General features: G+C 73.7%; 10 protein-coding genes. 9 read left to right on the top strand and 1 reads right to left on the bottom strand.

The window, feature by feature from the left end:
• The first annotated feature begins 161 nt into the window (after positions 1 to 161).
• The 7 genes from OIM89_RS07030 (at position 162) to OIM89_RS07000 (ending at position 9,286) form a co-directional block, all read left to right on the top strand.
• The gene (locus OIM89_RS07030) at positions 162 to 2,330 is read left to right on the top strand and encodes a putative bifunctional diguanylate cyclase/phosphodiesterase (RefSeq protein WP_030697512.1); all 2,169 of its coding nucleotides are present in this window, start codon (positions 162 to 164) and stop codon (positions 2,328 to 2,330) included.
• Positions 2,331 to 2,549: 219 nt separating this feature from the next.
• Entirely contained in the window at positions 2,550 to 2,846 is a 297-nt protein-coding gene (gene gatC, locus OIM89_RS07025) for an Asp-tRNA(Asn)/Glu-tRNA(Gln) amidotransferase subunit GatC (RefSeq protein ID WP_003951011.1), read from the top strand.
• Between the two features lie 6 nt (positions 2,847 to 2,852).
• Entirely contained in the window at positions 2,853 to 4,349 is a 1,497-nt protein-coding gene (gatA, locus tag OIM89_RS07020; RefSeq protein ID WP_047140380.1) for an Asp-tRNA(Asn)/Glu-tRNA(Gln) amidotransferase subunit GatA, read from the top strand.
• Positions 4,346 to 4,585, top strand: a complete 240-nt coding sequence (locus OIM89_RS07015) for a hypothetical protein (RefSeq protein ID WP_023416869.1) — start codon at positions 4,346 to 4,348, stop codon at positions 4,583 to 4,585. The genes gatA and OIM89_RS07015 overlap by 4 nt, the downstream gene beginning before the upstream one ends.
• Before the next feature lie 17 nt (positions 4,586 to 4,602).
• Entirely contained in the window at positions 4,603 to 6,111 is a 1,509-nt protein-coding gene (gene gatB / locus OIM89_RS07010; RefSeq protein WP_030697510.1) for an Asp-tRNA(Asn)/Glu-tRNA(Gln) amidotransferase subunit GatB, read from the top strand.
• A 296-nt stretch (positions 6,112 to 6,407) separates the two neighbouring features.
• Entirely contained in the window at positions 6,408 to 8,642 is a 2,235-nt protein-coding gene (locus tag OIM89_RS07005) for an MMPL family transporter (RefSeq protein ID WP_264491075.1), read from the top strand.
• A gap of 35 nt (positions 8,643 to 8,677) precedes the next feature.
• The gene (locus OIM89_RS07000) at positions 8,678 to 9,286 is read left to right on the top strand and encodes a hypothetical protein (protein WP_030697508.1); all 609 of its coding nucleotides are present in this window, start codon (positions 8,678 to 8,680) and stop codon (positions 9,284 to 9,286) included.
• Between the two features lie 74 nt (positions 9,287 to 9,360).
• Here OIM89_RS07000 and OIM89_RS06995 read toward each other — a convergent pair whose 3' ends face one another.
• Positions 9,361 to 9,672, bottom strand: coding sequence for a hypothetical protein (locus OIM89_RS06995; protein ID WP_030697507.1), 312 nt, complete (start codon positions 9,670 to 9,672; stop codon positions 9,361 to 9,363).
• 264 nt (positions 9,673 to 9,936) lie between these two features.
• On the opposite strand from OIM89_RS06995, the gene OIM89_RS06990 reads away from it, so the two are divergent.
• Together OIM89_RS06990 and OIM89_RS06985 are read left to right on the top strand one after the other, a co-directional pair.
• The gene (locus OIM89_RS06990) at positions 9,937 to 10,110 is read left to right on the top strand and encodes a hypothetical protein (RefSeq protein ID WP_186009368.1); all 174 of its coding nucleotides are present in this window, start codon (positions 9,937 to 9,939) and stop codon (positions 10,108 to 10,110) included.
• Positions 10,111 to 10,181: 71 nt separating this feature from the next.
• Entirely contained in the window at positions 10,182 to 13,328 is a 3,147-nt protein-coding gene (locus tag OIM89_RS06985; RefSeq protein ID WP_264491074.1) for a helix-turn-helix transcriptional regulator, read from the top strand.
• The last annotated feature ends 39 nt before the right edge of the window (positions 13,329 to 13,367 follow it).

Here is a 13,367-nt window from a genome sequence, read left to right as displayed (position 1 = left end):
CGTCTCCGACCGGTGCCCGTGAAGGCCCTGAGCGGCCTACTGTTGGGGGACGCGCCTCGCGGTGCCCGGCCGGCTCACGGGGCCGGCCGGGCACCCGGGCGGTGACAGTCAAGGCCGTCGGCCCCGCACCCGCGGCACGTGTCGGCTGGGAGAGGGACGGAATGGAACCGACCGAGAGCGCCGCACCGGCCTCATGGCCGCGTCTGCGCCGCACCATGGCCGCGCGCACGGGCCCGCGTCGGGCCCCGCACGCCCCCGGCCCCGCCGAGGGTGTCACGCCGCTCCTCCCGATCGCCGTCATCGCGCTCGCCGTCGTCCTCCTCGCCACCGGCATCGGCCGCGCCGTCGCCACCGGCCACGCCCTCTTCCCGGCGGGCGCCGCCGGCTGGGCGCTCGCCGTCCTCACCGGCATCGTCGTCGGCCACCTCGTCGCCCTCGGCCGCGACCGCTGGTGGGGCGGGACCGGCTCCGGCGCCGCCCTGACCCTCGCCGTCCTGCTGCTCTACGGCTGGGTCCCGGCAGGCCTGGTCAGCATCACCGTCGTCGTCCTCGTCGGCGTCGCCCGCAGGCACCGCTGGCGCCAGGGGCTGCTGCACGGCGCCGTCGACATCCTCGGCATCGCCGCCGCCGCCCTGCTGCTGACCCTCACCGGCGTCACCCCGAGCGTCGAGACGCCCTGGGACCCGCGCAGCTGGACCCTGGCCACCGGCACCGGCGTCCTCTTCGCCGCCGCCGGGTACCTGCTGATGACCCGCCTGCTGCTCTGGCTGGTCCACACCCCGAACCCGGGCGCCCTGCCCACCGTCACCCGCACCGCGGTGATCCGGCAGAGCCTGGTGGGCGTCGCCCTGCTCGGCATCGCCCCGCTGATCTGCGTGGTCGCCGTCGCCCTGCCGGTGCTGCTGCCGCTCTTCTCCATCCCGCTGATCGCCCTCGACTCCACGCTCTGGATCGCCCGCGCCCGCGCCGAGGAACAGCTCCGCGACCCGCTCACCGGCCTGCCCAACCGCCAGTGGCTGCTGGAGCGGATCTGGACCGCCCTCGACGAGGCCGAACAGGCCGGGACCCGTTCCGCGCTGCTCCTCATCGACCTCGACCGGTTCCGCTCGGTCAACGACACCCTCGGCCACCTCGCCGGCGACCGGCTCCTGCTCCAGATAGCGGAACGGCTGCGCCCCGCCCTGCCGCGGGGCGCCGAGGCGGCCCGGCTCGGCGGCGACGAGTTCGCCGTCCTGCTGCCCGTCGCGGACTCCACCACCGCCGCCCAGCGCGTCGCCCGCCGCCTCGTCGCTGAACTCGGCTCCCCGCTCGACCTGGACGGCCTCACCCTCGTCCTGGAGGCCAGCGCCGGAGTCGCCGTCTACCCGGACCACGCCCAGGACGCCGAAGGGCTGCTGCGCCGGGCCGATGTCGCGATGTACCAGGCCAAGCGGGACCGCACCGGCGTCGAGGTCTACGAGTCGAAGCGGGACTCCAACACCCCCGACCGCCTCGGCCTCCTCGGCGACCTGCGCCGGGCGCTGGACGCCGGCGAGGTCGAGCTGCACTACCAGCCGAAGGTCCGCTTCGACGGCCACGTCGCCGGGCTGGAGGCCCTGGTGCGCTGGGTCCACCCGGAGCGCGGCCGCGTCCCCCCGGACGAGTTCATCGCCATCGCCGAGTCCTCCGGGCTGATGCCGCACCTGACCGAGTACGTCCTGGAGACCGCGCTCGGCCAGGTCGCCCGCTGGCGCGCCCAGGGGCTCAACGTGCCCGTGGCGGTCAACGTCTCCCCGCGCGACGTCCACAGCCCCGGCTTCGCGGGCGCCGTCGCGGCCCGGCTCGCCCGGCACGGCGTACCGGCCGGTGCGCTCCAGCTGGAGATAACGGAACACGTCCTGCTGGAGGACCCGCAGCGGGCCGCCGACACCCTCGCCGGGCTGACCGGGCACGGCGTGAAGATGTCCCTGGACGACTTCGGCACCGGCTACTCCTCCCTCGTCCACCTGCGGCGGCTGCCGGTCAGCGAGCTGAAGATCGACCGGAGCTTCGTCGCCCGGCTGGCCGTCGACACCGAGGACGCGGAGATCGTGCGGTGCACCGTCGACCTCGCCCACTCGCTGGGGCTGCTCGTCGTCGCCGAGGGCGTGGAGGACGACGAGACCTGGGAGCGGCTGCGCGACCTGGGGTGCGATGCGGTGCAGGGGTGGTTGGTGGCGGCAGCCATGCCCGCAGGGGAGACGACGGCCTGGTTGCGGGCGCGGGGGGCCCGGGGGTGGCGGCGGCCGGCGGAGATCGCCGCCGAGGCGGCGGAGGCTGGGCGGGCCGTTCGGTCCGGGCCTCCGCAGTAACGTTCGCCCCTCCCGGGGTGGGGGTGGGGTGCTGGCCGGCTGCCCGCGCGGGTCAACGATGGCCTCAAGCGCCGGCCGGGCTGGATTTCTGGCCGGGCTGTTTCTGGGGGATGCCCGGGTCACCTGAGAGGGGGATCGTGGGAGCGTTTCGTCGGGGGGTGGTGCGGCCCCATAGGATTGGGGTCGCACATCCGCCACTCTCACCCTGAGGATCGCCGCATGCCTGGCATCACGCGCGAGGAGGTCGCTCACCTCGCTCGGCTGGCGCGTCTGGAGCTGAAGGCCGAAGAGCTCGAACACTTCGCCGGACAGCTCGACGACATTCTCGGCGCGGTCGCCCGCGTCTCCGAAGTCGCCGGACAAGACGTACCGCCGACCTCCCACCCGCTGCCGATGACGAACGTCATGCGCGCGGACGAGGTCCGTCCGTCGCTCACCCCGGAGCAGGCGCTCTCCGGCGCGCCCGCCCAGGAGCAGCAGCGTTTCAAGGTGCCGCAGATCCTCGGGGAGGACTGACCGCCCATGTCGGACAGCATCATCAAGCTCACCGCGGCCGAGACGGCCGCGAAGATCGCCTCCGGCGAACTCACCGCGGTCGAGGTCACCGAGGCCCACCTGGCCCGGATCGAGGCCGTCGACGAGAAGGTCCACGCCTTCCTGCACGTCGACCGCGAGGGCGCCCTCGCCCAGGCGCGCGCCGTCGACGCCAAGCGCGCGGCCGGCGAGAAGCTCGGCCCGCTCGCCGGTGTCCCGCTGGCGCTCAAGGACATCTTCACCACCGAGGGCATTCCGACCACGGTCGGCTCGAAGATCCTCGAAGGCTGGATTCCGCCGTACGACGCCACCGTCACCAAGCGGCTCAAGGACGCCGACGTGGTGATCCTCGGCAAGACCAACATGGACGAGTTCGCCATGGGGTCCTCCACCGAGAACAGCGCCTACGGCCCCACCGGCAACCCCTGGGACCTCACCCGCATCCCCGGCGGCTCCGGCGGCGGCTCCTCCGCCGCGCTCGCCGCCTTCGAGGCGCCGCTGGCCATCGGCACGGACACCGGCGGCTCCATCCGCCAGCCCGCGGCCGTCACCGGCACCGTCGGCGTCAAGCCGACCTACGGCGGTGTCTCCCGCTACGGCATGGTCGCCTTCTCCAGCTCCCTCGACCAGGGCGGGCCCTGCGCCCGTACCGTGCTCGACGCGGCGCTGCTGCACGAGGCCATCGCCGGGCACGACCCGCTCGACTCGACCTCCATCGACGCCCCGGTACCGCCGGTCGTCGAGGCCGCCCGCAACGGCTCGGTCGAGGGGATGCGCGTAGGCGTCGTCAAGCAGTTCCGCGGCGAGGGCTACCAGGCCGGCGTCGTGCAGCGCTTCGACGAGTCCGTGGAGCTGCTCCGCAAGCTCGGCGCCACCATCGTCGAGCTGGACTGCCCCTCGTTCGACCTGGCGCTCTCCGCGTACTACCTGATCGCGCCCTCCGAGTGCTCCTCGAACCTCGCCCGGTTCGACGCGATGCGCTACGGGCTGCGCGTCGGTGACGACGGGACGCGTTCGGCCGAAGAGGTCACCGCCATCACCCGCGAGGAGGGCTTCGGCGACGAGGTCAAGCGCCGCGTCATCCTCGGCACGTACGCGCTCAGCTCCGGCTACTACGACGCGTACTACGGTTCCGCGCAGAAGGTCCGCACGCTCATCACGCGCGACTTCGAGCGGGCCTTCGAGGAGGTCGACGTGATCGTCTCGCCGACCACCCCGACGACCGCCTTCCCCATCGGGGAGCGGGCCGACGACCCCATGGCGATGTACCTCGCCGACCTCTGCACCATCCCCACCAACCTGGCCGGGAACGCCGCGATGTCGCTGCCCTGCGGCCTCGCCCCGGAGGACGGCCTTCCGGTGGGGCTCCAGATCATCGCCCCCGCCATGAAGGACGACCGGCTGTACAAGGTCGGGGCAGCCGTCGAGGCCGCCTTCGTGGAACAGTGGGGTCATCCGCTGCTGGAGGAGGCTCCGTCCCTGTGAGTGCACTGTCCAAGGCCAAGGGTTTCAAGAAGTCCAAGGCCGGTACGTACCTGTCCATCGGCACCACCGCCTTCGGCGCCCTGAGCGTCTACAAGCAGATGAAGGCCGCCCGCCACGATCACGACACGCTGAGCCTGGTCGACGCGGTCGCGACCGCGGCCGGGATCGTCACCGGCGTCGCCCTGCTCGTGCGTGAGCTCAAGCGCCTCGGCGACGACGACGTCCTGCTGGGCTGAGAGGGAAAAGTTTCACCGTGACTGTCACTGACCTGGTGCCGTACGACGACGCGCTCGCGGCGTACGACCCCGTCATGGGCCTGGAGGTCCATGTCGAGCTCGGCACCAAGACCAAGATGTTCTGCGGCTGCTCCACGGAGCTGGGCGCGGACGCCAACTCGCAGACCTGCCCCACCTGCCTCGGCCTGCCCGGCTCGCTGCCGGTCGTCAACGCCGTCGGCGTGGAGTCGGCCGTCAAGATCGGCCTGGCGCTCCACTGCGAGATCGCCGAATGGTGCCGGTTCGCCCGGAAGAACTACTTCTATCCGGACATGCCGAAGAACTTCCAGACCTCCCAGTACGACGAGCCCATCGCCTTCGACGGCTATCTCGACGTGCAGCTGGAGGACGGCGAGGTCTTCCGGGTGGAGATCGAGCGCGCCCACATGGAGGAGGACACCGGCAAGTCGACCCACGTCGGCGGCGCCACCGGCCGTATCCACGGCGCGTCCCACTCCCTGCTCGACTACAACCGCGCGGGCATCCCGCTCATCGAGATCGTCACCAAGCCCATCGAGGGCGCGGGCGAGCGGGCCCCCGAGGTCGCCAAGGCGTACGTCGCCGAGCTGCGCGAGCTGATCAAGGCACTCGGCGTCTCCGAGGCCCGCATGGAGATGGGCCAGATGCGGTGCGACGTCAACCTCTCGCTGCGCCCCAAGGGCCAGCAGGAGTTCGGCACGCGTTCGGAGACGAAGAACGTCAACTCGCTCCGCTCCGTCGAGCGCGCCGCCCGGTTCGAGATCCAGCGGCACGCAGCCGTCCTCTCCTCCGGCGGCACCATCGTCCAGGAGACCCGGCACTTCCACGAGGAGGACGGCTCCACCACGGCCGGCCGCATCAAGGACAACGCCGAGGACTACCGCTACTTCCCCGAGCCGGACCTGGTGCCGGTCGCCCCGCCGCGCGAGTGGGTCGAGGAACTGCGCGCCACCCTGCCCGAACTCCCCCGCGTGCGCCGCAACCGGCTCCGCGAGGAGTGGGGCGTCTCCGAGCACGACATGCAGTCGATCCTCAACGCCGGGGCGATCGACCCGATCGTCGCCACCATCGAGGCGGGCGCCGACGCGGCCGCCGCGCGCAAGTGGTGGATGGGCGAGCTGGCCCGCAACGCCAACGAGACCGGCCGTCCCCTGGAGGGGCTGCCGATCACCCCGGCGCAGGTCGCCCGGGTCGCCGAGCTGGTCAAGGGCGGCGACCTCAACGACAAGCTGGCCCGCCAGGTCATCGAGGGCGTGCTCGCGGGCGAGGGCGACCCGGACACCGTGGTGGAGAAGCGCGGCCTGAAGGTCGTCTCCGACGAGGGCGCGCTCACCACCGCCGTCGAGGAGGCCATCGCCGGCAACCCGGCCATCGCGGACAAGATCCGCGGCGGCAAGGTCGCGGCCGCCGGCGCCCTGGTGGGCGCCGTCATGAAGGCGACGCGCGGCCAGGCCGACGCCGCCCGCGTGAAGGAGCTGATCCTCGCGCAGCTCGGCGTCGAGGGCTGACGCCGCCGCAGTGCCACGCCCGAGGGGCGCCCGTACCGCCGAGGTACGGGCGCCCCTCGGCGCGTTCCGGGCGAGGCGCCCGGCGCGAGGCGGCCGGTGCGGAGCGTGCGACGGCCGGGACGGCCCGTCACCGGGCCCGGAAAGGTCTGTGACGAAGCGCACGAAAGGGTCAAAGGATCTTTTTCGCCTGCCAGAGTGACACCACTGCTCACGCTTTCTCGCGGGCCGTACCCACCCGGGCATCCCCGTGCCCGACGGCTCCCCGGTGAAGCACGACCCCCCGAGGGAGCACGTCCGTGGCCGCACTCGCCCGCTGGTGCATGCACCACCGCCTCCTGGCCGTCCTGCTCTGGCTGCTCGTCCTCGGTGGTGCCGGAACCGCCGCGGGGCTCGCCGGATCGGCGTACACCAACGACTACGCGGCCGGCGGCACCGAGTCCGGCGACGCCACCGCCCTCATCGAACGCGGCTTCCCCGGCCTCGCGGGCGACAGCGACACCGTCGTCTGGCACGCGCCCGACAGCTCCGTGCGCGCCGCCGACGTCGAGCAGACCATGACGCACGCCCTGGACCGCATCGCGGGCCTGCCCGGCGTCGCCTCCGTCGCCGGACCCTACGCCGAGGCGGGTACCGGCCCCGGTGGCGGTGTCAGCGAGGACGGCCGCACCGCCTACGCCACCGTCACCTTCGCCGCGCAGACCAGCGACATCAGCCCCGCCCAGGCCCAGGCGGTGGTGGACGCCGCGCACGCGGCCGACGGCGACGGGCTCCAGGTCGAGGTGGGCGGCTCGGCCGTCGCCCTCACCGAGGCGCCCGCGCTGCACACCGCCGAACTCATCGGCGTGGCCGTCGCCGCCGTCGTCCTCTTCCTCGCCTTCGGCTCCCTCGCCGCCTCCCTGCTGCCCATCGCCACCGCCCTGGTCAGCGTCGGCATCGCCTACGCCGGGATCGTGCTGCTCGGCCACGTCATGACCGTCGCCGACTTCGCCCCCATGCTCGGCATGCTCATCGGCCTCGGCGTCGGCATCGACTACGCCCTGTTCATCGTCACCCGGCACCGCACCGGACTGAAACAGGGCCTCACCGTCGAGGCGGCCGCCGGCCGCGCCGTCGCCACCACCGGCCGGGCCGTCGTCTTCGCCGGCGCCACCGTCTGCATCGCCCTGCTCGGCATGCTCATCCTGAGGCTGGAGTTCCTCAACGGCGTCGCCATCGCCGCCTCCCTCACCGTGCTGCTGACGGTCGCGGCCTCCCTCACCCTGCTCCCCGCCCTCCTCGCGTACATCGGACCGCGCGCCCTCAGCCGCCGTGAGCGGCGCCGGCTCGCCGCGGAGGGGCCGCTGTCGGAGCCGCCCACCGGGTTCGCCGCGCGCTGGTCCCGCTTCGTCGAGCGGCACCCCAAGCTCCTCGGCGTCCTCGCCACCGCCGTCATGGCCGTCCTGGCGCTGCCCATGCTCACCCTCCACCTCGGCACCTCCGACCAGGGCAACAACCCGGCCTCCAGCACCACCCGTCAGGCGTACGACCTGCTCGCCGACGAGTTCGGGCCCGGCGTCAACGGCCCCCTCACCCTCGTCACCGAGGTCGGCGGCGCCCCGGACCGCCTCGCCCTCGACGGCCTGGAGCAGACCCTGAGGCAGACCGAGGGCGTCGCCGGTGTCACCCCCGTCATCTTCAACGACGCCTCCGACACCGCCCTGCTCACCGTCGTCCCCACCTCCTCACCGCAGTCCGAGGAGACCAGCGCGCTGGTCGACCGGCTCCGCGCCGACGTCCTGCCGCGCGCCGAGACGGGCACCGGGCTCGACCTCAAGGTCGGCGGGGTGACCGCCGCCTACGACGACTTCGCCGAACTGATCGTCGGCAAGCTGCCCCTCTTCATCGGCGTCGTCATCGGCCTCGGCTTCGCCCTGCTGCTGCTCGCCTTCCGCTCGGTCGGCATCCCGCTCAAGGCCGCCCTGATGAACGTGATGGCCGTCGCCGGCGCCTTCGGCGTCATCGTGGCGATCTTCCAGTGGGGCTGGGGGAGCGAACTCCTCGGCCTCGGCAGCTCGGGGCCGATCGAGCCCTTCCTCCCCGTGATCATGGTCTCGGTCCTCTTCGGGCTCTCCATGGACTACCAGGTCTTCCTGGTCAGCCGCATGCACGAGGAATGGCTCGCCACCGGCGACAACACCCGCGCCGTACGCGTCGGGCTCGCCGAGACCGGGCGGGTCATCAACTCGGCCGCCGTCATCATGATCTCCGTCTTCCTCGCCTTCGTGCTCAGCGGCGACCGGCTCATCGCCATGTTCGGCATCGCGCTCGCCGTCGCCGTCGCCCTGGACGCCTTCGTCCTCCGTACGCTGCTGGTCCCCGCCCTCATGCACCTGCTGGGCCGCGCCAACTGGTGGCTGCCCGGCTGGCTGGACCGCGTCCTGCCCCGCATCAGCATCGAAGGGCCGCCCGAGCAGCGGGCCGCCCACCCGGCGGAGGTACCCGTACCGCGCACCCCGGACGAGGACCCCGTCCGCTCCGCCGCGCTCCGTTAAGCGGACTCTCAGACTCCATCCGTACGGTGCCCGACATGGATACCAAGACGGCTGACGGCAAGCGCCCGGCGACCGGAGCGGAGGACGAGCAGCAGGACACCCACGGGACCACGCCCGGGAAGACCCCCGGCGAGGAGAAGGACCCGGTGGGCAAGGGGGCGCCCGCGACGGCAGAGACGCACGGCGACGAGGTCGTCGACGACCACGAGGCCGACGACGAGGTGACGGCCGAGGACACCGCCACGGCAGCCCCCACGGGGATCGCCGCCGGAGCCGCCGCCATCGTCTCCGTCGTCCTCGGCGTCGTCTCGCTGACCGGCGGCTGGCTCGGCACCATCGCCTCCGCCCGCGCCTCCCTCATCGGCCAGCTGGAGACCTCCCAGGGCGCCGGCGTCGCCGACCAGGTCCAGGCCATCTACGGCGACTCCTGGGAGGCCGCGGCCCTCGTCGGCGGCGCCTTCGCCGCCGTCGGCCTGCTCGTCGGCATCGGCGTGGTACTCCGCGTCGCCTACTGGCCGGCGCGCACCGGCCCCGTCTGGGTCCGCTCGGCCGCCTGGGCAGGCGTCGCCGTCGGCCTCGTCGGACTCCTGCTCGCCCTCTCCAAGTACACCGGGCTCCTCCTCGGCGTGCCCTCGGCGGGCTGAACCCCGCACCCACCCGCCCCGCCCCGCCCCGCCGCACGCGGGGCGAGGCGGGGCGGTCGTGCACCCCGGCACACTCAGCCGACCCGCACGCCGATGCTCAGCTCGACCCCCGCGTCCCGCGCCGCCACCCCGCTGACCAGCCACGACCTCGACGACAGGAACGTACCCGCCTCCGTCGTGTACGCGCCGACCGCCAGGACCGTCTCGCCGGACTCGGGGGAGACCAGCACCTCCGCGTCGGCCGGGGCACCGTCCGAGAAACGCAGCGCCAGCTCCAGCGGACGAGGCGCCCGCGCATACCCCGACGGATCGTCGACCCCGTCCACCAGGACGCGGGCACCCCGGAAGAGGTGGGTGTGGAGACAGGCGGCGGGAAGGCGCGACATGGTCCCACTCTGCGACGTACACCCCCCGGGCGGCGGGCGGGCTGCTCCGGACGTGTGAGCGGACCGCCTTACGCGAGGAGCACCCCGGGGCGGAGTCAGCACGGCCTACGGCACGCCCTAAGACCGCAGGGCCCGGGGTCTAAGGCCCCGCAGCCCCCGGGATCGGCCATCCTCCCGATGCGGCCGGTCACCCTGCGCGAGGAGAGTCGGGGACACCGCCGGGGAGAAGCCCGGCGGCCTCGCACCACACACCCGGGGGACCCCATGTTCGACTACGCGCTCTACCGGCTCCGCTCCGCCGAACTCATCGAAGAGGCCGCACACGACCGGCTCGCCCGCCGCGCCGAGCCGCGCCCCGCCACCGGGCGCCCGGCCCGCAGGGCAGGCCAGGACAGGAAGGACCGGGAAGTCCGGCCGCCCCGCGCCTGGGCCGCGTGAACACCGTGCACTGGGCCGGGCGGCCCGTACCGCCTCCCCGCCGGGCCGCCCCGGCGAGGGAGGCGTGTGCGATGCTCACCGGCGTGGAACACAAGTCGGTCAGCCCTGTCTTCGTCGGACGCGCCACAGAACTCGGCACCCTGCGCCGGGCGTTGACGGACGTGAGGGCAGGAGAACCCCAGGCCCTGCTGATCGGCGGCGAGGCCGGCGTCGGCAAGACCCGGCTCCTGGAGGAGTTCACCGCCGAGGCCGCCGGACAAGGGGCCCTCGTCGCCCTCGGCGCCTGTGTGGAGAGCGGCACCGAAGGACTGCCGTTCGCCCCGTTCGCCGCCGTGCTGCGCACCCTGCGCCGCCTGCTCCCCGAGGAGTTCGCCGCCGGCGCCGCCGGGCAGGAGGGCGAACTCGCCCGGCTCCTGCCCGACCTCGGCGAAGCCGCCCTCGCCCGCTCCGGGGAGGAAGGCACCGCCCGCCTCTTCGACCTGACCGCCCGTCTCCTGGAACACCTCGCCGCCGCCCGCACCGTCGTCCTCGTCGTCGAGGACCTGCACTGGGCCGACGCCTCCACCCGCCGCCTCATCGCCTACTTCTTCCGCACCCTGCGCACCGGCCGCCTCCTCGTCCTCGCCAGCTACCGCGCCGACGACATCCACCGGCGCCACCCGCTGCGCCCCCTGCTCGCCGAACTCGACCGGCTCCGCACCGTCCAGCGCCTCGAACTGCCCCGCTTCAACCGCGCCGAGGTCGCCGGCCAGCTCGCCGGAATCCTCGCCGCCGAACCCGACGACTCCACCGTCGACGAGGTCTTCGCCCGCTCCGAGGGCAACGCCTTCTTCGTCGAGGAACTCACCGTCGCCGCCCGCTCCGGCTGCCACGCCGGCCTCACCGACTCCCTGCGCGACCTCCTCCTCGTCCGCGTCGAAGCCCTCCCCGAACGCAGCCAGCACCTCGTCCGGCTCGCCGCCGAAGGCGGCCCCACCACCGAGTACGCCCTGCTCGCCGCCGTCGCCCGGCTCCCCGAGACCGACCTGCTCGACGCGCTCCGGGCCGCCGTCGGCGCCCACATCCTGCTGCCCAGCGAGGACGGCGACGGCTACCGCTTCCGCCACGCGCTCGTCCGCGAAGCCGTCACCGACGACCTGTTGCCCGGCGAACGCGCCCGCATCGGCCGCCAGTTCGCCGAAGCACTGGCGGCCGACCCCACCCTTGTCGCCCCCGACGCCTACGCCACCCGGCTCGCCGGGTACTGGTACCGCGCCCACGACGCCGCCAAAGCCCTCCCCGCCGTCCTCCGCGCCGCCGCCGAGGCCCGCCGCCGGCACGCCTACGCCGAGCAGTTCACCCTGCTGGAACGCGCCATGGAACTCTGGGACGGCGTCCCCGAGGAGATACGCGGCGCCCTGCGCAGCGCCGACCACGCCGAGGTCTACCTCCACCTGACCGCCCGCCGGGGACCGGGCACCGGCGAAGGCCCCGACGCGCCGCTGCGCTACCTCCACCTGATGGCCGACGCCGCCGTCGCCGGACGCCTCTGCGGCCAGCGCGAACGCGCCTACAAGATCGCAAAGAAGGCCGTCCGGATGCTCGGCGAACCGGCGAGCACCGGAGAGAGCTGGGACGAGCCCCTCTTCGCCGCCTGGTTCTGGGTGCAGCGCTCGCGCGTCGCCGAGAGCGTCGGCCGCGGCGACGGCTGGCAGGAACTCCACACCGCCCAGGAACTCGTCCGCGGCCTGCCGCCCTCCGAGATGCACGCCGAGGTCCTCTCCTGCGTCGCCTCCTGGTGGATGCTCCACCGCCCGGGGCCCGAGGCGTACGCCGCCGCCGAACGCGCCGTCCAGTACGCCCGCATGGTCGGCGCCGACGACGACGTCGAACTCGCCGCCCGCGGCACCCTCGCCGGACTGCGCATCGACTCCGGCGACATCGACACCGGCCTCGCCGAACTCCGCGCCGTCCTCGCCGACGCCCTGCGCCGCGAACGCCCCCACCAGATCGGCCGCTGCTACGTCAACCTCCCCTCCCACCTCGAAGGGCTCGGCCGCTCCGCCGAGGCCGCCGCCCTCATCGAACAGGGCCTCAAGGAGTGCGACCGGTACGGCCTCCTCTTCACCGCCACCTTCATCCACGCCAACCACGCCGAGTCACTGATCTCCCTCGGCCGCTGGGACGAGGCACTGCGCAGCGCCGACGCCGCCGCCGGACTGACCGGACAGGCCAAGCCCGCCGGCATGGCCGCCCACAGCCGCACCGTCATCGCCCTCGCCCGCGGCGACCTCGGCACCGCCGTCCGGCAGGACGCCCTCGCCCGCTCCCGCGTCGGCAGCCACGGGGCCATGCCCCAGCACGCCCTGCCGCTGGCCACCGCCCGCCTCTCCATCGCCGCCGCCGAAGGCCGCGTCCACGACGCCCGCGCCGAACTCCGCGCCGCCGCCGAAGCCGGCTTCCCACCCGGTACGCAGCGCTACGCCTGGCCCCTGCTGGTCGCCGCGGCCACCACCGAGTCCGACGCCCGCGGACTGCCCGGTGCCGAGGAAGGCCGCGCCGACCACATCGCCCTCGTCCGCCACCTCGCCAAGAACCTCGTCACCTTCGTACCGGTCTGCGAGGCCCAGGCCGCCTGGGTACGGGCCGAACTCCGGCGCGGGGAGGGACAGGACACCGTCGAGGACTGGGCCGACACCCACCAGCGGTTCCTGCCCCTGGAACGCCCCTGGGACCTCGCCCGCGTCGCCCTCCGCCACGCCGAGGCCCTCCTCGCCCACTCCGGCACCCGGCCCGGCCCCGGCCGGACCCAGGCCGCCGAACTCCTCCGCTCCGCCCGCGCCACCGCCCGCCTCCTCGGCGCCCGTCCCCTCGCCGACTCCATCGACCTCCTCGCCCGCCGGGCCCGCCTCCCCCTGAGCACCCGCCCGCCGACACCCCGGCCCGACACCCCCACCGACCCCGCCGAAGCCCTCGGCCTCACCCGCCGCGAACGCGAGGTCCTGAGTTTCCTCGTGGCCGGCCGCACCAACCGCCACATCGCCGAGGAACTCTTCATCTCCCCGAAAACTGCCAGCGTCCACGTCTCCCACATCCTGGCCAAGCTGGAGGTGTCCAGCAGGGGTGAGGCGGCGGCGGTGGCGCATCGGTTGCGGTTGGTGGGCGGGGGGCCGGGTGGGAGTGAGTCCGAGGGTGTTGGTGGGGGAGCCGGGGGTGGGGAGAAGGGGGTGGGGGTTTGAGGTGCTGGGGGATGCCTTGACGAAAGCCATAGAGGCACC

Origin of the sequence: Streptomyces sp. BI87 (assembly GCF_025957665.1) — a bacterium.
Taxonomy (GTDB): domain Bacteria; phylum Actinomycetota; class Actinomycetes; order Streptomycetales; family Streptomycetaceae; genus Streptomyces; species Streptomyces albidoflavus.
Note: the sequence above shows the minus strand (reverse complement) of the source record. Positions and strands in the feature narration are given on the sequence as shown.

Coding starts and splice junctions, on each gene's coding strand:
- OIM89_RS07030 (WP_030697512.1), top strand. CDS start 162: ATGGAACCGACCGAGAGCGCCGCACCGGCCTCATGGCCGCGTCTGCGC.
- gatC (WP_003951011.1), top strand. CDS start 2,550: ATGCCTGGCATCACGCGCGAGGAGGTCGCTCACCTCGCTCGGCTGGCG.
- gatA (WP_047140380.1), top strand. CDS start 2,853: ATGTCGGACAGCATCATCAAGCTCACCGCGGCCGAGACGGCCGCGAAG.
- OIM89_RS07000 (WP_030697508.1), top strand. CDS start 8,678: ATGGATACCAAGACGGCTGACGGCAAGCGCCCGGCGACCGGAGCGGAG.
- OIM89_RS06995 (WP_030697507.1), bottom strand. CDS start 9,672: ATGTCGCGCCTTCCCGCCGCCTGTCTCCACACCCACCTCTTCCGGGGT.
- OIM89_RS06990 (WP_186009368.1), top strand. CDS start 9,937: ATGTTCGACTACGCGCTCTACCGGCTCCGCTCCGCCGAACTCATCGAA.
- OIM89_RS06985 (WP_264491074.1), top strand. CDS start 10,182: ATGCTCACCGGCGTGGAACACAAGTCGGTCAGCCCTGTCTTCGTCGGA.